The sequence below is a fragment of the Streptomyces sp. NPDC058662 genome (genome assembly GCF_042716255.1).
Lineage (GTDB): Bacteria > Actinomycetota > Actinomycetes > Streptomycetales > Streptomycetaceae > Streptomyces.
Genome location: NZ_JBHXRU010000065.1, coordinates 17,485 through 36,272 on the forward strand (window position 1 = coordinate 17,485; position 18,788 = coordinate 36,272).

The following is an 18,788-nucleotide window of genomic DNA, read 5'->3' on the forward strand; positions in this document are numbered from 1 at the left end:
CCAGCATGGGTCGTACGCCGTGCGGATGGTCCGTACGGGTACGGATCGCGAGGGGGCGGCCGGGATGAACGACACCCTGGTGACACTGGTCGGGCATGTGGCCACGCAGATCGACTACAAGGAGACGCCGCACGGGCCGTCGGCGAGGTTCCGGTTCGGGGTCACCCCGCGGTACTTCGACCGGCGCCAGGACGCGTGGGCGGACGGTCCCACCAGCTTCTACACCGTATGGGCGCGGCGGGCGCTCGCCCTGAACCTCGCCGGGTCCGTTTCGGTCGGCGAACCGCTCGTGGTGCACGGCCGCCTGCGGGTGCGTGAGGACCCGCCCGACGGGGAGGGCAACCGGTGGTTCTCCGCGGACATCGACGCGACGGCCATCGGACACGACCTGAACCGCGGCACGGCGGCCTTCCGGCGGGTCGTCAAGACGGACACGCCGCTGATGGCCACTCAGAAGGCGGCGGTGGTCTGAGTGTTCGAGACGGTTAGGATTCCCCGGTACTCACGGGCACCTGGGTCTTTGGCCCGAAGGGGAAGACTGTGTCGATTGCCGTTCCCGCATCCTCCGCTCCCGATTCCACTCCCCGGGCCGATCCGCCGGTTCCCACGGCTGGGCCGGCCCCGTCCGCTCCACCCGGTCCGGTGGGCGCGCCGCCTGCTGCCGCCCCTCCGGCTCCTGCCGTTCCTTCGGTTCCTGCCGTCCCTGCCGTTCGTATCCTTTCCGCCCTTGATGCCGGTCCTGCCGTCCCCGGGCATGCGGTTGTACGTGCCTCCGCGCGGCGTCCGCTGGCGGCGGCCCTGCTGGCCGCGGCCCTCACCGCCGCGCCCGGCGCGTCGGCGGCCGCCGACTCCGATCCCGTGGCCCCACGGGCGCCGGAGGGCGCGAGCGCCGTGCTGGACGGGCTGAAGACGTACGGGCGGGCGGTCCTGCACTCCGGCGACGGATCCGTACGGGAGATCCCGGCCGGTCTGTACGAGATGCGGGTCGACGGCGGCGGCATGCTCCAGACGTACGGCGTCGGGGTCGAGGGCAACGCACAACCCCAGGTCCGGTACACGGAGAGCGGATGGAGCGGCAGCCCGCTCGCCGGTAACCGGGAAGCGGGCCGGATCCGCTGGGTCCTGGAGCACTCCTACCCGCAGCTGAACGACCTGGCCGGACTGGCCGAGGCGGCGGGCGCCGACTCGCTCACCGCCGAGAGCGCGGCGGCGGGCACCCAGGTGGCGATCTGGAGGCTGGCGGACGGGGCGCGGGTGGAAGCCGCCGACCCGGCGGCGGAGAAGCTCGCCGACTACCTCCAGCGGAAGGCCGGCCTGCTGCCGGAGCCGCCGGCCTCGCTGCGGCTCGACCCCGGTGACGTCTCGGGGGCGGCGGGCACCCGGCTCGGGCCGGTGACCGTGCGCACCGGCGCGCGGAGCGTGTCGGTGGTCCCGGACGCGGCGGCCGTCGCGATGGGGGTGCGGGTCGTGGACGCCGACGGGAAGCCCCTGAGCACCGCCGCCAACGGGAGCCGGCTGTACTTCGAGGTGCCCGCGGGCACGCCGGACGGCTTCGCCTCGGTCACCGTGCACGGCGCGACCAAGGTCCCGGTCGGGCGGGTGTTCACCAGCGGGGTGCCCGCGCAGGCGCAGATCGTGGCCGGGTCCAGCGAGTCGGCGGCCGCCGCCACGGCCTCGGCGCTCTGGCCGGAGCTGCCGGTGGCGCAGGCGGGCACGGAAGCGGGCACGGTCGCGGCCGCGGCGGACGGCACGACCCCCGGCCAGGGCGCGACAGCGGGACTGGGCCCGCACGCGGCCCGGCTCGCCTCCGTCGACTCCCCCGAGGAGGACCGGCTGGCGTCCAGCGGGAGCTCGGCGGCCACCCCGGTCATCGCCTCCCTCGCGGTGGGCCTCGTGGTCCTGGGCGGCCTGGTGGTCCTGCTGCTCCGCAAGCGCCCCCTGGACGAGGAGGACACCCGGGTATAGCTCGGGAGAAGGCTGCCGATTCCGGATCCGTGCGCGGGGTAAGGGCGAGAAATGGCTGATCAGGAACTGACGTGGCAAGGCGCGGTCGCCCGGTGGGACCGCCAGGTCTTCGACGCGGTGGCCCTCCGCCACTGGCCCGGCGCCGACCGGGTGCTGCCGCGGCTCGGGCGGGCGGCGAACCACGGGGTGCTCTGGGGCGGCGCGGCCGCCGCGATCGCCGCCTTCGGATCGGTCAGGGCGCGCAAGGCCGCCGTGCGGGGCGTCGCGTCCCTGGCCCTGGCCTCCGCGACGATCAACACGGTCGGGAAGTGGTCCGTACGCCGGCCCCGGCCGCTGCTGCACGGCGTGCCCGTCGTACGGCAACTGCGGACGCAGCCGCAGACCACCTCCTTCCCGTCCGGGCACGCCGCCTCCGCCTTCGCCTTCACCGCCGGGCTGGCGCTGGAGTCGCCGGGCTGGGGCGCAGCGGTGGCGCCGGTGGCCGCCTCCGTGGCGTTCTCCCGCGTGTACACCGGGGTGCACTACCCCTCCGACGTGCTCGCGGGTGCGGCGCTGGGGGTGGCCGCCGGGTTCGTCGTACGACGGCTCGCCAGGGACGTGCAGCAGGCCCGGATCGTGCCGGGGGACGAGAAGACAGCCGTCGGAGCGCCCGCTCTGCCCGACGGGGAAGGCCTCACCGTGGTGGTCAACACCGGGTCGGGAACGGCCGCGAGCGCGGGACTCACCCTCCTGCGCGAACGGCTCCCCAAGGCGGAGCTGGTCGAGTGCGGCAGCGCCGAGCTGGCCTCCGAGCTGGCGAGGGCCGCGTCCCGCGCCACCGTCCTCGGGGTCTGCGGCGGCGACGGCACGATCAACGCCGCCGCCACCGCCGCGCTGCGCGCCGGGGTGCCGCTGGCGGTGTTCCCCGGCGGCACCCTCAACCACTTCTCGCTGGACCTCGGCCTGGCCGGGGTCGAGGACACCTGCCTGGCCGTCGCCGAGGGGCACGCCGTCCACATCGGTGTGGGCCGCTTCACCCCCGGACCGGACGGGGAGCCCGGGTACTTCCTGAACAACTTCAGCATCGGGGCCTACCCCGAACTGCTCGGCCACCGGCTCCGCTGGAGCCCGCGCATCGGCGCCGGCCCCGCCGCGCTCCTGGCGGCCTGGCGGGTCCTGCGGGCGCAGCGCCCCGTGCGGCTGCGCCTCGCCGGACGCCCCCGGAGCGTGTGGCTGCTCTTCGCGGGCAACGGCACCTACCACGGCACCGGCCCCGCCCCCCGGCGCCGCGACAGCCTCGGCGAGGGCCTGCTCGACGTCCGCCTCGTCTACGGCGGCGGCCGCCCCGGCCCCCGCCTGCTGGCCGCCGCGCTGGCGGGCCCCCTGTCGCGCTCCCCCGTCCACGCGGCCACCCGGCTGCGCAGCCTGCGCGTCGGCGACATCCCCCGGGGGACGCCGTTCGCGTACGACGGCGAGTACGCCGAGGCCCCGGCCGGCCTGGTGCTGGACGAGCTCCCCGACGCCCTCACGGTGTACCGCCCCCGCTGACGCCCCCGCGGGAGCCCACCCCGCCCCGCCGGGCTCCCGCCGAGGCCCCTCCGGGGCCCGCCCGTCCCTGTGCCACGTTCCCCCGCCCTCCCGTCCCCCGGCCGCGGAGGGTTTCGGCCGCCGGCCTGGTAGCGGGGCCTACCAGGCCTGGCGGGGATCCCGCAGTTCCTCCGGGGTCTGCTCGGGCAGCCACGTGTGCCCGACGTCCGTGCGCCACAAGCCGCCGGGGCGCGGCGGGTACTCCTGCGTGGGCGGGGCCGGTTCATGGAAGCGCCCGGTACGCGGCAGCGGCAGCTCCACCAGTTTTCCCTCATGGAACATCCACAGCCCGAAGCAGTCGTCGTCCTCGTCGTGGAGCATGACCTGCACGCAATACGGTTGGTTCCACGGCAGCGCCTCCAGGTCCTTCAGAATCCCGACGCGCTGGCTCTCCCGGAAGAACTCGATGTACCACCCGCCGACGAACCAGCCGGGGATTCGCTCGAACCGGCCGCGCCACGTGCGCGACTCGTCGTCCCGCGTCAGCGGCTCCATCACCTCGTCCTCGTACCGAGCCAGCACGAGGACCTGCGCCATTCTGCTCATGGCCGTATGTGACCGCACGTGACCCCTGCAGGCAAGCCGGTTTCCCGGAGGGGGCCGCTAACCCGTCACCTGCGAGAACGGGCCCCGGAGCGGCTGCAGCCGGGCCGTCCCTGGGCCGTCAGAGGGAGCCCAGGGACGGCCGACGACGGCCAATGACGACCACGACCGTCAGGCCCCCGCCGGTCGGCGCCCAGGTCAGGGCCCCGGGACCATACGCGTTTCCCCCGGGGGATGGACGTCAGGCAAGATGGGGTGTATCTGCCCACCCACGATCTGCCGGACGGTTTCTCTTGGCTGAGTTCATCTACACCATGCGCAAGACGCGCAAGGCGCACGGCGACAAGGTGATTCTCGATGACGTCTTCCTGAACTTCCTGCCCGGCGCGAAGATCGGTGTCGTCGGCCCGAACGGTGCCGGTAAGTCCACCGTTCTGAAGATCATGGCGGGCCTTGAGCAGCCGTCGAACGGTGACGCCTTCCTGTCGCCCGGCTACACCGTCGGCATCCTCATGCAGGAGCCCGAGCTCGACGAGTCCAAGACCGTCCTGGAGAACGTCCAGGACGGCGCGGCCGAGACCATGGCGAAGCTCAAGCGCTTCAACGAGGTCGCCGAGCTGATGGCGACCGACTACACGGACGCCCTCCTTGAGGAGATGGGCAGGCTCCAGGAGGACCTGGACCACTCCAACGCCTGGGACCTCGATGCCCAGCTGGAACAGGCCATGGACGCCCTGGGCTGCCCGCCCGGCGAGTGGCCCGTCACCACCCTCTCCGGTGGCGAGAAGCGCCGCGTCGCGCTCTGCAAGCTGCTGATCGAGGCCCCGGACCTGCTCCTCCTCGACGAGCCCACCAACCACCTCGACGCCGAGTCGGTGAACTGGCTGGAGCAGCACCTCTCGAAGTACGCGGGCGCCGTGGTGGCCGTCACCCACGACCGCTACTTCCTGAACAACGTCGCCGAGTGGATCCTGGAACTCGACCGCGGCCGCGCGCACCCGTACGAGGGCAACTACTCCACCTACCTCGAAAAGAAGGCCCAGCGCCTCAAGGTCGAGGGCCGCAAGGACGAGAAGCGCCAGAAGCGCCTCAAGGAAGAGCTGGAGTGGGTGCGGTCCAACGCCAAGGGGCGTCAGACCAAGTCCAAGGCCCGTCTGGCCCGCTACGAGGAGATGGCGGCCGAGGCGGACAAGATGCGGAAGCTGGACTTCGAGGAGATCCAGATCCCGCCGGGCCCGCGCCTCGGTTCCATCGTCGTCGAGGTCAACAACCTCTCCAAGGCCTTCGGCGACAAGGTCCTGATCGACGACCTGTCCTTCACCCTGCCGCGCAACGGCATCGTGGGCATCATCGGCCCGAACGGCGCCGGCAAGACCACGCTCTTCAAGATGATCCAGGGCCTGGAGACGCCGGACTCCGGTGCCATCAAGGTCGGCGACACGGTCAAGATCTCGTACGTCGACCAGAGCCGCGCCAACATCGACCCCAAGAAGACCCTCTGGGCGGTCGTGTCGGACGAGCTGGACTACATCAACGTCGGCCAGGTCGAGATGCCGTCCCGCGCGTACGTCAGCGCCTTCGGCTTCAAGGGTCCGGACCAGCAGAAGCCGGCCGGCGTCCTGTCCGGTGGTGAGCGCAACCGCCTCAACCTGGCGCTGACGCTCAAGGAGGGCGGCAACCTGCTGCTCCTCGACGAGCCCACCAACGACCTCGACGTCGAGACGCTCTCCTCGCTGGAGAACGCCCTGCTTGAGTTCCCCGGTGCGGCCGTGGTCATCTCCCACGACCGCTGGTTCCTGGACCGGGTCGCCACCCACATCCTCGCCTACGAGGGCGAGTCCAAGTGGTACTGGTTCGAGGGCAACTTCGAGTCCTACGAGAAGAACAAGATCGAGCGTCTTGGCCCGGACGCGGCCCGTCCGCACCGCGCCACGTACAAGAAGCTCACCCGAGGCTGAGGTCAGCATGGCCAGACACCACTACCGGTGCCCCCTGCGCTGGTCGGACATGGACTCCTTCGGCCACGTGAACAACGTGGTCTTCCTCCGCTACCTGGAGGAGGCGAGGATCGACTTCATGTTCCGGCTGGCGCCGGGGGAGGGCAGCGAGTCCTTCACGGGCGGGTCCGTCGTGGCCCGGCACGAGATCGACTACAAGCTGCCTCTCGTGCACCGTCACGAGCCGGTGCTCATCGAGTCCTGGGTGACCCGGATCGGCGCCGCGTCCCTGACCATCGGCTACGAGGTCAAGGACGAGGCGACCGGCGACGAGCCCGAGAGGGTCTACGTGCGCGCCTCGACGGTGGTCGTGCCGTACAACCTCGCCGAGGGGCGGCCGCGCCGCATCACGGCCGAGGAGAAGCACTTCCTCGCGAAGTACCTCGACGAGCCGACCGGCCCGGAAGGACGCCTCGCGGCATGAACGAGCAGCTGCACTTCGCCGACCCCGGGGAGGCGGCCGACCTCGCCGCCTTCCTGGGCCGGCTGGTGCACTACGACCGGGCCGCCGCCGTCCGCCTCCAGGCGGGCGGCGGCGCGCTCGCGGTCTTCGGCCGGCCGCCGTCCTTCGAGGTCCTGGCCATCCGTACGGTGCGGCTCGCCGCACCCCTCGCCGCGCCGCTGGACCTGACCGTCTCCGCCGGCGAGCTGCTGGAGGCCGTGGACGAGGCGGCGGCCTCGGCCGCCGTGCCCGGATCGGTCACCGGACCGCCCTGGGCCGGGGTGCTGCCGCCCCGCGGCGGCTGGCGGGAGCTGGCCGGCCTGCCCGCCCCGGACGGCGTACGGGCGGCCGTGGCCGCCTCCGTCGCGGAGTTCCGGGCCCGTGACGAGGCCCTGCCCCCGCAGCACCGCACCCGGGCCGAGCGGGACCGTATCGGCCGGGAGATCTGGTCCCGGACACTGGGCGACACCGAACTCCCGCTGCGCGCCGCGCACGCCGCCCAGTCCCTGGGCTTCCTGCGCCCGGTACGGGCCGCCGCGCCGGCACCCGTCCCCGCCTCCGCACACACCGGCTCCGCCGGTTCCGCGCCGGGGGCCGCTTCCGCAGCCGGCTCAGCTTCCGCAGCCGGCACCGCTGCCGCCGCTGCTTCCGGCTCCGCCGCCGTGTCCGCCTCCGCCGCGGGCTCCGGCTCCGCCGTCCCCGCCCCGCTGGCACTGCTCGCCGCCGGGAGCTGGCTGCGGCTGCGCACCCCGTACGGCTCCGTCGCCACCCGCCGCCCCGCGGACGCGGGCGGTCCCGGCGGCCTGGGCGCCTTCCAGGTCCGCCCGGTCTGACCCGCGAGTTCGCGCGGGAGCGGGCGAGGGGCCCGGGCCCTTTAGCCCGCCGTGTTGATCATCGAAGCGGCCGCGTACGTCAGGTATTTCCACAGCTGCGCCTCGTGCTCCGGCGCCAGCCCCAGCTCGTCCAGCGCCACCCGCATGTGCTTCAGCCAGGCGTCGTGCGCCGCCGCGTCCACCTGGAAGGGCGCGTGCCGCATCCGCAGGCGCGGGTGTCCCCGGTGCTCGCTGTAGGTGGTCGGGCCGCCCCAGTACTGCATCAGGAACAGCGCGAAGCGCTCCTCGGCGGGGCCCAGGTCCTCCTCCGGGTACATCGGGCGCAGCAGCGGGTCCTGCGCGACCCCCTGGTAGAAGCGCCGGACGAGGCGGCGGAAGGTGTCCTCGCCACCGACCTGCTCGTAGAAGGTCTGCTCCTGCAGCGTGCCCCGCGGAATCTCATTCACCCGACCATCGTCTCAGACGCCCGGACGGAGGACCCGGGTCCTAGGACCCCTCACCGGGGGCCCGCGGAACGCCCGCCGACCCCGCGCGGTCGCACGCGGGAGCCTCCCGCAGCACAGTGGAGACATGGGCGCACACACCCCACGTACCGCGGCCCGCGATCTGCGGGAGACCGCGCACGCCGCCCAGGTGCGGGAGCTGACCGCCGCCGGTGCGCTGGACGACCCGGCCTGGCGGGCCGCCTTCGCCGCCGTGCCCCGGCACGTCTTCGTCCCCTACTTCTGGACCGGCCGCGGGGCCGGCCACGAGCGCCTGTGGGCCGACGACCCGGACCCCGAGCAGCGGGCCCGCTGGCTGCGCGGGGTCTACACCGACGCCCCGCTCGCGACCCGCCTGCGCGACGGCGAACTACTCTCCTCCAGCAGCCAGCCCTCCCTCATGGCGAAGATGCTGGAGGCGCTGGAGGTACGCGACGGCGACAACGTGCTGGAGATCGGCGCCGGCACCGGCTACAACGCCGGGCTCCTGTGCCACCGGCTCGGCGACGGCCTCGTCACCACCATCGACCTCGACGAGGAGATCACCGAGTCCGCGCGGGCGCACCTGGCCCAGCTCGGCTACCGGCCCGCCGTGGTCACCGGCGACGGAGCGAGGGGCTGCCCGTCCCGGGGCCCGTTCGACCGGATCATGGTCACCTGCACCCTGCCGCTGATCCCGCCCGCCTGGCTCGGCCAGTGCCGCCCCGGCGCGCGCATCCTGGCCCCACTGTCGACCGGGCTGATCGCCCTCACGGTCCGGGACGCGGGCTTCGCGGAGGGCCGCTTCCTCCACACCCCGGCCTACTTCGTCCCCCTGCGCGGGGCCACGGCCTCACCGCCCCCGCCGGCGGAGGCGGTGCGGGGGCTCCCGTACGAGATGGTGGAGAACGAGCGCTTCCAGTTCATGCTCGTCCTCACCTGGGGCGTCCTGCACCCCCGCGAGGCCCTGGACCTGTGGCGCGCCGAGGGCCGCCCGCCCCGCGAACGCTTCGGCGTCACGGTCACCCCCGAAGGCCAGTGGTCCTGGCTCGACGACCCCCAGGGCCCGTACGTCTGGCCCCTGTCCCCGGACACTCCGTAGACCGCCGCCCCGGACCGGAGGCCCGCGGGCGGTCGGGGACGCCCGGCAGCGGTCACCGGTGGTCGCCGGAATGCGAACTCCGGGGCATGTTTGATCAGTTGCGGATATGGTGCCCGGGTGGAAGGCCCGCGTCACGTCCTTGGGGGAGCAGCGTTGAGTATCGGTTCTGAGCCGTCCGAGCACGGGATCGCCCTCGTCCTCGTCGCCGGATACGCCGGATCCGGCAAATCGGAAGCCGGCAAGATGATGTCGCAGGCGACCGGCTGGCCGCTGCTGGACAAGGACACGTTGACCAGGCCCCTGACGGAGTCATTGCTCACCCACCTCAACGGCGACCCTGACGACCGGCAGAGCAGCGTCTATGCCGAGAGCGTGCGCCCGTTGGAGTACGAGTCCCTGATGAAGGCGTGCTGGGAGAACCTTGAGTGCGGGGTACCGGTCGTGGCCGTCGCGCCGTTCCTCGGCGAAGTCGTCGACGAGCAGTGGGCCGTCCGCACGCGCAGGCACTGCGCACGGTTGGGCGCAGGGCTGGAGGTGGTGTGGGTCGACAGTGACGCGTCGTCGATGCGCGAACGGCTCACCTCGCGCAACGCGGCCCGGGACACGTGGAAACTCGCGAACTGGCGGAGGTACCTCGCGTCGATCTCCCTGGAGCGGCGCCCGGTCGGGGAGTTCCACCTCGTCGACAACCGGATCACCGCGATGACGCCGCTCGCCGAGCAGGTGGAGTCGGTGGCCCTCGTCCTGTCCGGCCGGTACCGGGAGGACCAGGCGTGAACGCGCGGAACGGCGGGAGGCCCGGCGGCGTGGTGCTTTTCGGCCCTCCGACAGCGGGCAAGGACACAGTGAGTGCCGCGCTGGCAGCCCTGGACGCCCGCTACGGGCAACTGCCCAAGATCAAGGTGGGCGCCGGCCGGACAACCGGCTACCGCATGGCGGACCGTGCCGAGCTGGACGCGTTGCGCGCCGCCGGCCGGCTGGTGCTGGAGACCGAGAGGTACGGGAACACGTACGCGGTGGACCGGGCGGATCTGGACGCGATGACCGGGGCCGGGCGGATCCCTCTGGTGCACCTCGGAAGCGTCGACCACTTGCGCACCTTCAACGCCGCCGTCCGCGAGCCGTGGCTGCGCGTACTTCTGTGGGTGCCCCGCGACGTGTGTGAGCAGCGGTCCCGGGGGCGGGGCGACCGGGACACGGCGGACCGTCTCGCCGCCTGGGACGAGGCGCTGGCCGACCTGGGCGCGGTACCCGGCGGGGAAGAGCCGTTCGACCTCCTGCTGCGGACCGACCGCACAGCTCCGGCCGACACCGCGGCCCTGGTGTTGCGAGCCCGCGCGGACACCGGGCGGGACGAGGTACCGGCCGGGAGTCTGGCCGCCTTTCTGGGGGATGACGCGACCGCTGGACGGTCGCCGGCCGGATAGCGGGTCGGGTCGTGGATCGAGGTGGGGGAGACGGATGGCGACGATCAGCACGCTGGCCGAGCTGGCACGTGCCGCGGAGCTGGACGCAGCGGCAGGACATGGGCGTGATCTGACCATCAGACAGCGGGACATCGACGAGCCTCTCGTCCTGGACTCGCTCTCGGCCGGCCGGCTGGCGCTGAACCGGGTCAACGTGGCCGGCGCCGTCACCGTACGGTCGTGCGTCATCGAGGAGTTGGTCGTGGACCACTGCACGGCCGACGCCCTGCAGGTCAGCAATTCCCGAATCGGCCGACTGATCGTCCGCAACACGCCGCGCAGTACCGAGGTCGACGTCAGCGAATCGACCCTGGAGGCATTGGATGTGCACTCCTGCGGCCCGACCCGTTTCGAGGGCGTGCGGGTCTCGGACTCGGTGCAGATCGCGGCGATGCGCGGGCCCGTCCAGCTCAAGCGGCTGCGGGCGGCCACGGTGTCCCTGCGCAGCCAGGCGGCCGTCGGCCGCCAGCGGAAGCCGCGGGTGTCCCTGGAGAACGTGAACGTCACGGAGACCGTCACCCTCGACGACCTGTGGCTGGAGTCCCTCACACTCGACGAGGTCGACGTGTCCGCCCTGCTCCTGCGGCGTGTACGCGTGGACGCCCCCTTCCGCGGTACGGGTGTGCGGTGCCGAGACGGCCTGCGCATCAACGGCATGGTGGTGCCGGGCGAGGCGAGCGCGCTGCTCGACAGCGAGGTCCGAGGGGCGGTCGTGGTCCGCGGACTGCGCCATGTGGCGACCGTGCCCGCGCAGCGTCGGCAGCCGGCCGAGGACGATGCGCACCCGGCTGCCGCCGGCACCGCGGAACTCGTCTTCCGGTCCTCCACCCTCTCCAGCCTCGCCGCGAGCGCCGATGACGGGTCTCCGGTCGTCGTGGAGCTGGCGGACACGGCGGTCAGGGCACTCGCGGTACCCACCGGTCCGGCCAGGTTCCGGCTCGCGGGCACGAGCAGCGTCCAGGAAGTGGATCTCGGCGACGTGGTCTTCCGCAGCGATGAGCAGGTCACGGGCTTCATGGATCGCGTGTTCACCCGGGTGAGCCCCGGCGCGCTGGAGGCAGTACGGTCCACCCTCACCCGGCGCAGGCGCATGTCAGAGGGCGACCAGCTGTACTACTTCACTCGACAGCGGGAGGCCGCCGAACGACCCCTGCTCCGACGCCTTGCGGGCCGGGGACTGCTCGGGGGAGTTCTCGGGTGGGGTGTTCGAGCCCGTAATCCTGCGCGCACTCTGGGCGCCGCCATGCTGTCCACAGGAGTACTCCTGCACCTCTCCGGGGCCGCACGGGGACCGCGGGGCGCGGGCCTGCTCGACCTGGTGGCCGCGGGGAAGGCCCTCACTCTGGCCTGCGCGTTGTGGCTCAACGTGGGCATGGGGGCCCCGTCCGAGCTGAAGACCCACGCCTGGACACTGCTCGCGGTGTGCTGCGCCGGAGGAGGACTCCTCTTCACGACCCTCACCGTAGGCATCGTCATCCGCAAGCTCGTCCGCTGACCCGGTGCCTTCCCCGGCGCGACCGAGGCCGCCTCATCCCTCCGGCGGGAGCCGCCGGAGCAGTGCGAGGGCTTCCTCGACAGTGAGGTCGGCGTCGCGCGCCGCGCCCCAGCCGTCGAGTGCGGCCGAGGCGGCGAGCATCATCTCGTCGGGAAGACCCGCATCGCGGAACAGGGCGGCCGCGTCGGTCAGCTCGGGGCCCCAGCGCCAGGCGCGGGCGGCCGTTTTCGGGATGTAGTCGATTTCGGTGAGGTAGCTGCCCATCCGCTTGGCCGCGATGGCCAGGAGCTCCTCGCCGACACCGTGCGCCTGCGCGGCGGCGTACGAGAAGGCCGCGAGGACGCGGGACGCCTTCTGGTAGCTGGAATAGGCGAGTTTCAGCGCCGAGGCGGCCCCCGCCTCGACCCCCAGGGTCCTGGTGCGGACGTCCGTACCGGCGAAGAGACGCTCGACCGCGCCGGTACGCGAGGGGTCTCCGGAGAGGTAGAGCGTGGGCGTCTTCCCCCCGACGGGCGGCGAGCCGATCACCGCGGCGTCGACGACCGTCGCGTCGGGGAGGAGGGCGGCGATGCGTTCGACGCGGTCCGGGGAGACCGCGTTCGCCTCGACATAGGTCCGCTCCGCGAAACCGTACGCCGCGACACGGGCGGCGAGCTCCTCTGCCGCGGCGGGCGGGCACAGGGACAGGACGATGTCCGCGCGGTCCAGGAGGCAGGAGAAGGGGGCGGGTTCGAGCCCGGCGTCGTCGGCGCGCTGCCGGGTGGCGGCGCTGCGGCCGTCGGGACACCACAGGACGGTGATCCCCCGGGTGCGCAACTGGGCGCCGAAGGCGGCCCCCATGCTGCCGGGGTGCAGCAGTGCCACCGTGGTAGCGGATTCCGTCATCGGCTTCGTCCTCCGCCGGGGCTCCGGTCCAGGAGCTGCCGGATGGCCGCGAGCGCCGTGGCAGCCGTTCGGTCGGGGGCGGGCAGGACGGTCGGCCAGTCGAATGTGCCGCTGATCCACAGAGTGCCGAGTCCGGCGGAACGGCCGCCCACGATGTCCTTGACGGGGTCGTCACCGACCATCCACCCGCCGCGCTCCGGGGCCGCACCGCACCGACCGGCTGCAGCGGCGAAGATGCGAGGGTCGGGCTTCCGGAACCCCAGCTCCGCGGACACGCACACCCCGTGCACGCGGGGTGCGATGCCGGTGGCGCGCAATTTGGCCCCCTGGATGTCCGCGGCGCCGTTCGTCACGACGCCGACACGCCAACCCCTTGCCCTCAGCTCGTCCAGCCCGTCGAGGACCTCGTCCGGACAGACGCTGGTGGCTGCCATGTCCGCCACGTACTCCTGCCACAGGCCCTCGGCCGAGACGGCCAGTCCGTAGCGGCTCCTTACCACCGAGAAGTCCTCGACGCCGGCACGTTCGGTGAGGCGCGCGAGCACCGCCTCGTACGCGTCGACGCCGAGGTGATGGCGATCGGCCAGACGGGCCACCGCCGCTTCGAGCGCACGACGGCGGTTGATGAGGGTGTCGTCGAGGTCGAAGAGGGCCAGGCACTGCACACGCGCAGACTAGTACGCGGGTCCGGGCCGCGTGCGCCTGGAGCGACAGCGGAAGGCCGCCGGCCCCCGTGGTGCGGGCCCGGCGGCCGGACGTCCGGGCCCGGGGGGTCAGGCGCGGTGGATGGTGATGGTGGTCCAGGCGCCTACGTGGACGCGGTCGCCGTCGGTGAGGGGGACCGGGACGTAGGGCTGGATGGGGTCCTCACCGCCGTTGATGGTGGTGCCGTTGGTGGAGTTCTGGTCGACCACCGCCCAGCTGCCGTCGGGCTGCTGGACGAGGACGGCGTGCTGGTGGGAGACGCCCGGGTCCTCCGGCGGGACCGCGAGGTCGATGTCCGGGGACTCGCCCGTGGAGGCGCGGCGCCGGCCGATGGTGATCTGGCCGCCGGAGAGGGGGAGGTGCTGTTCCGGGGAGTACGCGGGCAGGTTGAGGCCGGCCGCCTCGGGGCCGCTGCGCTGCATCATCGCCATGAAGTACGAGCGGTCGGGGCCGATCGTCGCGCTCCAGGACCCGCCGTGCGGCGAGAAGGGCTGGTGCTGCTGCGGGGGCTGCTGCTGTGGGCGCGGCTGCGGGGCCGGGGGCTGCTGCTGGTACTGGTGCGTCTGCTGGGGGTACTCCCGCTGCGGGGGCGGCGGGGGCTGCTGCTGGTACTGGGGCTGCGGCTGCTCGTGCCCGGGGGGCGGCAGCAGCCAGTCGTCCTCGCGCTGGAGCGGCTCGGCGGGCCGGTTGACGCGGGACGGGCGTGAGCCCTGGTAGTCGAAGTGGTCCTGGGAGTACTGGGCCGGGGGCGGCCCGGGCTGCGGGGCCGGCGGGTGGGCGCCGCCGCCGTGAGGGCTTCCGCCGTGGGGGCCGCCGCCGTGGGCGCCCGTGTCCGGGGCCGGCGGGGCGTACGAAGTCGGCGTACGCGTCAGGAAGTTGTACCGGCACTCCTCGCAGAACGGGGCCATGGCCTCGCGCGGGGTGCGGCACTGCGGGCAGAGCTCTGCCTGGGCGGTCGGGGCGCCGCCGGTCGGGGGGAAGCCGTAGCCGTAGGAGGGCGCGGCGGGCGCCCCCTCGGTGGCAGCCATGCGGTGGCCGCAGACCTCGCACCAGTCGTCGGAGGCGGACTGGTGCCCGTTCGGGCAGGTCGGCATGGCGGCGCTTCCCCCTTCTTCTCCCTGCGGCATCGCGTCAGGTGTTCTCAGGTCTTCTTCACTCGGACGGTCTGTGTGGAACGCGTTTCGAGGGTCATCTCGTCGGCGTCCGCGACCTTTGCTTTCAGCCGCACAGTACCCGCCACCGCGTCCACGACATCCACCACCTTCGAGAGAAGTCTGGCAGTGTCCGCGTTCCCGGACACACTGGCGAGCTGTACGGCGCGTCCCAGTTTGGCCGTGGCGCCGTCCACATCACCCAGTTTGCGGGCTTCCAGGCCCTGCTGGATGGCCTGTGCCAGCTCGGCCTGGCCGGTGTAGTGGGCCACCTGCGGGTGGATGGCGGTGGAGGCGGCCAGGTCCTTCGTCCACACCGCGCGCACCAGGCCCTGGGCGAGGGCGGGGGCCGGGAACCCGCCCGCGGCCGGGGCTCCGCCCGCCGCGGGGGGCAGGACGAGCGAGGCGCGGGCGGCGAGCATCTCCTGCCCCACGGCCGCGCTCGGCACGCGCACGCACACGTGGTACTCGCGGGACTCGTCCCCCCACGATCCCGTCGGGTAGTCGCCCGCCCGCGGTCCCGCCTCGACGCGGCGGCCGGTCAGGTCCTGGACGGAGGGTGCGACCTGCTTCACGTACTGGATCTCCGCGCCGACGGGCGTCCACAGCCGCAGGGCCACGTCCGCGACCTCCTTGCCCATGACGTTCTCCATCATGCGCGTGAAGTCCCCGGCGAGGTGCGCCGGGTCGGCGACGATGTCGGCGGAGCCGAGCAGCGCGCTCGCGATGCCCGTCACCTCCTTGACCTCCCAGTCGGTGCCCACGCCGCGGGCGTCGCAGGTGAAGCGTCCCGCGCAGGCGTCGAGGGTGGCGCGGAGCACGGCCGGGTCCTCGTGCTCGTTGCGGCCGTCGGTGAGCAGGATCCCGTGCCGGATGGTGGCGGTGGAGCCGCGCAGCAGTCCGTCCGCGAGGCGCAGCCAGGTGCCGATGGCGGTGCCGCCGCCGGAGCTGAGGCCGCGCAGCGCCTCCTTCGCCTCGGCGCGGGAGGCCGGGCCGGCGACCGCGAGCCGGCCCCGGCCGGGGAAGACCTCCCTGGCCGCGTGCGTACCGGCGATCACGGCGAACGAGGTGCCGTCGCGCAGGGTGTCGATCGCGGCGGCGGTGGCCTCGCGGGCGCCGCGCATCTTGTCGGGCGGGTAGTCCATCGAGCCCGAGCAGTCGACCATGATCACGACGGCGGCGTCCTGACCGTGCACGCGCGCGGTGGTGGCGGTGGCCCCGCCGGTGGAGGTCACCGTGACGATGGCGTGGACGTCCCGCCCGCCCTCGGGGAGGAACTCGTTCTGGTACACCTCCACGCTGAAGCGCGGGGCGCTCGGCTTGGCGAAGTTCGCCATCGGTTGGGCTCCTGGGGGCTCGGTCGGGCCGGGGCGGGGCAGGGCGGGCACGGGAGGGCGGGCGGGGCGGTGCGGGTCGGGCGGATCCGGCGCGCGGGCCGGGGCCCCGGGCGGGCAGCGGCTCGGCCCCGGGGGCCGGCCCGACCCGCCCGGAACGCCCGGTCAGCCCCGGGGGCGCGCCTCCGCTTCCGCCTCCGCTTGCGGTCGCGCGCCGGGCTGCGCGGCGAACGGTACGACCGCCACGGTGACGTTGTCGTGGCCACCCCCGTCGAGCGCGTGCCCCACCAGGACCTGGGCGCTGTGCAAGGGGCGCGCGGCGGCGTCCGAGGGCAGGACCTGGGCCATCTCGCGAGCGGACTCCGCGTAGTTCCACAGGCCGTCGGTGCAGACCACGACCACGCCCGGGTGGTCGGGTTTGAAGGTGGCGGTGTGCGGTTCGAGTTCGTACGCGTCGGCGCCCAGCCAGCCGGTGATCGCGTGCGCGCGGACGTCGGCGTACGCCTCGGCCTCGCCCATCAGGCCGGCGGCGACCATCTGGGCGGCCCACGAGTCGTCCTCGGTGAGACGGCGCGGCAGCGCGGCGCGGTCGTCCGGGACCCAGTAGGCGCGGCTGTCGCCGACCCATCCGATCGTCAGCAGCCCGCCGCTGACCACGGCGCCGACCAGGGTGCAGGCGGGGGCGTTCTGCGCGCCCGGGACCTCCGGGGCCAGCGCGTTGACCGCGGCGGCCGCCGCCAGGATCGCCTCGTGCATGGCCTCCTGGGGGTGGGCCCCGCGCGGGAGCGCGTCGAGCAGGGCCTCGTTGGCGGCGCCGGCCGCGGCGGCCGACGCCTCGTCGGGGCGGCTGGCGGAGGAGACGCCGTCGCAGACGATGGCCACGGTCGCGGCGGAACCGTCGGGCAGGGCGGTGGCCGCCACGGCGAAGGAGTCCTCGTTGCGGTGGTGGCGCAGGCCCCGGTCGCTGACCGCGGCCACGCTCCCGAGCTCCTCCTCCTGGTGGTCCCGCTCCCGGGGCTGCGCGTGCCCGCAGTGCTCGCAGTAGCCGTCGGTGTCGACGTGCCCGGCCCGGCAGGCGACACAGGTCCGGCCGGCGCCGGCGGCCGAGGGGGCGCCGTCGGGCGGGGTGCCGGCGCCGTCCGGCGCGTGGGGGGCGGCGCCGTACGGGTCCCCGTCGCCCGGCGCGCTCCCGTCGCTCGCCGGGCCCGCGCCCCCGGGCCCGCTCCACGGCGCCCCGGGGGCGGGGGAGGCGTACGGGCTCTCCTGCGCGGTGCCGGTGCCGGTGCCGGTGCCGGTTCCGGTGCCCTCCGGCGGGGTGTGGTCGCCCGGCACGTCGTACGGGGTCCGGGCGCCGTCCGCGCCGGCGCCCTGGTGCTGCTCCGGCGGGCCCCACGGGGCTCCCTCCGGGGGCGTGCCGCCGCCGGGCAGGTCGTAGCGGGCCGGCGCGGGCCCGGCGGACGCGGGGCGGGCCGGGTACCCGGCTCCCGGCTCCGCCCGCTGCTCCGGATCCGGTTCCTGTTCCCGCCCCGGCCGCTGCTCCGCCGGGGGCGTGGCGGCCCAGTCGGCCGGGTCGCCCACCAGGGTCGGGGCGGCCGCGGCCACGCTGCCCCACCCGGGGGCGGGTTCGGCGAGGCCGTGGCCCCCGCGGGCGGCCGACGCGCCGTGGCCGCCGTCCGCGGCGCGCGGCGCGGGCCGGACCGGGATCGTGGGATGGTCCCCGGCCGGGGCCGGTGGAGGACCGGCGACGGCGTAGCCGCAGACGCCGCAGAAACGATCACCCTCCTCCAGCGGTTCCGCGCAGCTGGGGCAGCCAGACGGCCGATGCATCGACATCAATCACACCCACGTCCGGGGACGGAAACGGTTTGCCCGCTCCACCAGTTCGATCCTTTCCTCGCCCCGCTGTGCCAGCCGTGCGAGGACACGGTACGAGCGCTCCAGGCCGAAGCGCAGGCCCCGCTCGTCCAGTTGGCTACCGAGCAGCGAGGTCCGGCCGGGGTCGGAACCCCGGCTACCCGACAGTACCCAGTCGAGGGCCGCGCCCAGAACCTCCGTCGCGAGGCGCTCCCGCCGTTCCGGGTCCAGACCGAACCGCCGGAGCGCCTCCACCTGCTCCGAGGCGGCCACCAGATCGGGCAGCAGCGGCTCCTGCGGGGTCCGGTCGCGCAGACGTGCGCGTACGGCCGCCACCCGCGCGGCGGTGTAGTGGATGGACGCCTCCGGTACGGACTCCAGCGTGCGCACCGCTCCCGCGCGGTCGCCGGCGGCCAGCTGCACCCGGGCCAGCCCGAAGGCCGCGCTCACGAACCCCGGGTCGGTGGTCCAGACGAGGCGGTAGTACTCGGCGGCGTTGTCCAGCTGCCCGAGCACCTCCGCGCAGAGTCCGAGGGCCAGCTTCGGGGCGGGCTCTCCCGGGAAGGCGTCGTAGATCGCGTCGAACGACAGGGCCGCGATCTCGTCCTCGCCGGCGGCCAGGGAGGCGATCCCGCGCGCCCACACCACCCGCCAGTCGTCGGGGTACCGGGCCTCCAGCTCCGCCAGGGCGCGGACGGCGAAGGGCAGCTCGCCGAGCTCCAGCCGGGCCCGCAGCTCGCGCAGCCGCAACTCGGCGGAGTCGGCCGGCGCCGAGCCGAGTGCGCCGAGCAGGTCGGCCGGGGCGGAGGCCAGCAGTCCGGCCAGGAAGCCGGCGTTGGGGTCGCCCGCGTCGACCAGCGGTACGGGCAGGGCCAGCGCGGTGTCGCGTGCGTCGAGGGTGGTGGCCGACGGGTGCGCTGCCGTCGACGGGACCGCCGGGGGCGCCGCCCACGTCGCCGGCGCGGGCGGCGCCGGGGCCCGCCGGGGGC

Annotated in this window: 18 protein-coding genes; 10 read left to right on the forward strand and 8 right to left on the reverse strand. The window is 74.0% G+C overall.

Features of this window, described 5'->3' with window-relative positions; genetic code table 11:
- The first annotated feature begins 64 nt into the window (after positions 1-64).
- The 3 genes from ACFWUQ_RS21570 (at position 65) to ACFWUQ_RS21580 (ending at position 3,492) form a co-directional block, all read left to right on the forward strand.
- The gene (locus ACFWUQ_RS21570; RefSeq protein ID WP_384540319.1) at positions 65-472 is read left to right on the forward strand and encodes a single-stranded DNA-binding protein; all 408 of its coding nucleotides are present in this window, start codon (positions 65-67) and stop codon (positions 470-472) included.
- Between the two features lie 386 nt (positions 473-858).
- Complete coding sequence (locus tag ACFWUQ_RS21575) at positions 859-1,965, forward strand: thioester domain-containing protein (protein ID WP_384540322.1); 1,107 nt, start codon at positions 859-861, stop codon at positions 1,963-1,965.
- A 51-nt stretch (positions 1,966-2,016) separates the two neighbouring features.
- Entirely contained in the window at positions 2,017-3,492 is a 1,476-nt protein-coding gene (locus tag ACFWUQ_RS21580; protein ID WP_384540325.1) for a bifunctional phosphatase PAP2/diacylglycerol kinase family protein, read from the forward strand.
- Between the two features lie 138 nt (positions 3,493-3,630).
- Here the strand turns inward: ACFWUQ_RS21580 and ACFWUQ_RS21585 are convergent, their stop codons facing one another.
- The gene (locus ACFWUQ_RS21585) at positions 3,631-4,077 is read right to left on the reverse strand and encodes a hypothetical protein (RefSeq protein ID WP_384540328.1); all 447 of its coding nucleotides are present in this window, start codon (positions 4,075-4,077) and stop codon (positions 3,631-3,633) included.
- A 290-nt stretch (positions 4,078-4,367) separates the two neighbouring features.
- Here ACFWUQ_RS21585 and ettA point away from each other — a divergent pair, with 290 nt between their 5' ends.
- From ettA to ACFWUQ_RS21600, 3 genes are read left to right on the forward strand one after another with little or no spacing between them, the layout of a single operon-like run.
- Positions 4,368-6,032, forward strand: coding sequence for an energy-dependent translational throttle protein EttA (ettA, locus tag ACFWUQ_RS21590; RefSeq protein WP_384540331.1), 1,665 nt, complete (start codon positions 4,368-4,370; stop codon positions 6,030-6,032).
- Between the two features lie 7 nt (positions 6,033-6,039).
- A complete protein-coding gene (locus tag ACFWUQ_RS21595; RefSeq protein ID WP_384540333.1) occupies positions 6,040-6,495 on the forward strand; it encodes an acyl-CoA thioesterase in 456 nt (151 codons plus the stop codon).
- Positions 6,492-7,346 carry a hypothetical protein gene (locus tag ACFWUQ_RS21600; RefSeq protein ID WP_384540336.1) on the forward strand — a complete coding sequence of 285 codons (855 nt, stop codon included), beginning with the start codon at positions 6,492-6,494 and terminating at the stop codon, positions 7,344-7,346. Before ACFWUQ_RS21595 ends, ACFWUQ_RS21600 begins: the two co-directional genes overlap by 4 nt.
- 41 nt (positions 7,347-7,387) lie before the next feature.
- Here the strand turns inward: ACFWUQ_RS21600 and ACFWUQ_RS21605 are convergent, their stop codons facing one another.
- Positions 7,388-7,792, reverse strand: coding sequence for a globin (locus ACFWUQ_RS21605; protein ID WP_384540338.1), 405 nt, complete (start codon positions 7,790-7,792; stop codon positions 7,388-7,390).
- Positions 7,793-7,916: 124 nt separating this feature from the next.
- On the opposite strand from ACFWUQ_RS21605, the gene ACFWUQ_RS21610 reads away from it, so the two are divergent.
- The 4 genes from ACFWUQ_RS21610 (at position 7,917) to ACFWUQ_RS21625 (ending at position 11,870) form a co-directional block, all read left to right on the forward strand.
- Positions 7,917-8,909 carry a methyltransferase domain-containing protein gene (locus tag ACFWUQ_RS21610; protein ID WP_384540341.1) on the forward strand — a complete coding sequence of 331 codons (993 nt, stop codon included), beginning with the start codon at positions 7,917-7,919 and terminating at the stop codon, positions 8,907-8,909.
- A 153-nt stretch (positions 8,910-9,062) separates the two neighbouring features.
- Positions 9,063-9,686 (forward strand): AAA family ATPase, encoded by a 624-nt coding sequence (locus ACFWUQ_RS21615; RefSeq protein WP_384540343.1) that lies wholly within the window; start codon positions 9,063-9,065, stop codon positions 9,684-9,686.
- 68 nt (positions 9,687-9,754) lie between these two features.
- Complete coding sequence (locus ACFWUQ_RS21620) at positions 9,755-10,336, forward strand: guanylate kinase (protein WP_384540345.1); 582 nt, start codon at positions 9,755-9,757, stop codon at positions 10,334-10,336.
- Positions 10,337-10,370: 34 nt separating this feature from the next.
- On the forward strand, positions 10,371-11,870 hold the full coding sequence (locus ACFWUQ_RS21625; protein ID WP_384540348.1) for a hypothetical protein: 1,500 nt from the start codon (positions 10,371-10,373) through the stop codon (positions 11,868-11,870).
- 33 nt (positions 11,871-11,903) lie between these two features.
- Here the strand turns inward: ACFWUQ_RS21625 and ACFWUQ_RS21630 are convergent, their stop codons facing one another.
- The 6 genes from ACFWUQ_RS21630 to ACFWUQ_RS21655 form a co-directional block, all read right to left on the reverse strand.
- A complete protein-coding gene (locus ACFWUQ_RS21630) occupies positions 11,904-12,755 on the reverse strand; it encodes a DUF1932 domain-containing protein (RefSeq protein ID WP_384540351.1) in 852 nt (283 codons plus the stop codon).
- The gene (locus tag ACFWUQ_RS21635) at positions 12,752-13,420 is read right to left on the reverse strand and encodes an HAD family hydrolase (RefSeq protein ID WP_384540354.1); all 669 of its coding nucleotides are present in this window, start codon (positions 13,418-13,420) and stop codon (positions 12,752-12,754) included. The genes ACFWUQ_RS21630 and ACFWUQ_RS21635 overlap by 4 nt, the downstream gene beginning before the upstream one ends.
- A 108-nt stretch (positions 13,421-13,528) precedes the next feature.
- Complete coding sequence (locus tag ACFWUQ_RS21640; protein WP_384540356.1) at positions 13,529-14,554, reverse strand: FHA domain-containing protein; 1,026 nt, start codon at positions 14,552-14,554, stop codon at positions 13,529-13,531.
- A gap of 47 nt (positions 14,555-14,601) precedes the next feature.
- Positions 14,602-15,948, reverse strand: coding sequence for a VWA domain-containing protein (locus ACFWUQ_RS21645; protein ID WP_384540359.1), 1,347 nt, complete (start codon positions 15,946-15,948; stop codon positions 14,602-14,604).
- 162 nt (positions 15,949-16,110) lie between these two features.
- Positions 16,111-17,772, reverse strand: a complete 1,662-nt coding sequence (locus ACFWUQ_RS21650; RefSeq protein WP_384540361.1) for a protein phosphatase 2C domain-containing protein — start codon at positions 17,770-17,772, stop codon at positions 16,111-16,113.
- Between the two features lie 9 nt (positions 17,773-17,781).
- Positions 17,782-18,788, reverse strand: a 1,007-nt coding sequence (locus tag ACFWUQ_RS21655; protein ID WP_384540363.1) for a tetratricopeptide repeat protein, incomplete at its 5' end; no start/stop codon positions are given.

Bases quoted from the DNA above. Each gene is read 5' to 3' on its own strand.
- ACFWUQ_RS21580 (WP_384540325.1), top strand. From the start codon at position 2,017: ATGGCTGATCAGGAACTGACGTGGCAAGGCGCGGTCGCCCGGTGGGAC.
- ACFWUQ_RS21600 (WP_384540336.1), top strand. From the start codon at position 6,492: ATGAACGAGCAGCTGCACTTCGCCGACCCCGGGGAGGCGGCCGACCTC.
- ACFWUQ_RS21645 (WP_384540359.1), bottom strand. From the start codon at position 15,948: ATGGCGAACTTCGCCAAGCCGAGCGCCCCGCGCTTCAGCGTGGAGGTG.
- ACFWUQ_RS21625 (WP_384540348.1), top strand. From the start codon at position 10,371: ATGGCGACGATCAGCACGCTGGCCGAGCTGGCACGTGCCGCGGAGCTG.
- ACFWUQ_RS21610 (WP_384540341.1), top strand. From the start codon at position 7,917: ATGGGCGCACACACCCCACGTACCGCGGCCCGCGATCTGCGGGAGACC.
- ACFWUQ_RS21640 (WP_384540356.1), bottom strand. From the start codon at position 14,554: ATGCCGACCTGCCCGAACGGGCACCAGTCCGCCTCCGACGACTGGTGC.
- ACFWUQ_RS21650 (WP_384540361.1), bottom strand. From the start codon at position 17,772: ATGCATCGGCCGTCTGGCTGCCCCAGCTGCGCGGAACCGCTGGAGGAG.
- ACFWUQ_RS21630 (WP_384540351.1), bottom strand. From the start codon at position 12,755: ATGACGGAATCCGCTACCACGGTGGCACTGCTGCACCCCGGCAGCATG.
- ACFWUQ_RS21595 (WP_384540333.1), top strand. From the start codon at position 6,040: ATGGCCAGACACCACTACCGGTGCCCCCTGCGCTGGTCGGACATGGAC.
- ACFWUQ_RS21585 (WP_384540328.1), bottom strand. From the start codon at position 4,077: ATGAGCAGAATGGCGCAGGTCCTCGTGCTGGCTCGGTACGAGGACGAG.
- ACFWUQ_RS21570 (WP_384540319.1), top strand. From the start codon at position 65: ATGAACGACACCCTGGTGACACTGGTCGGGCATGTGGCCACGCAGATC.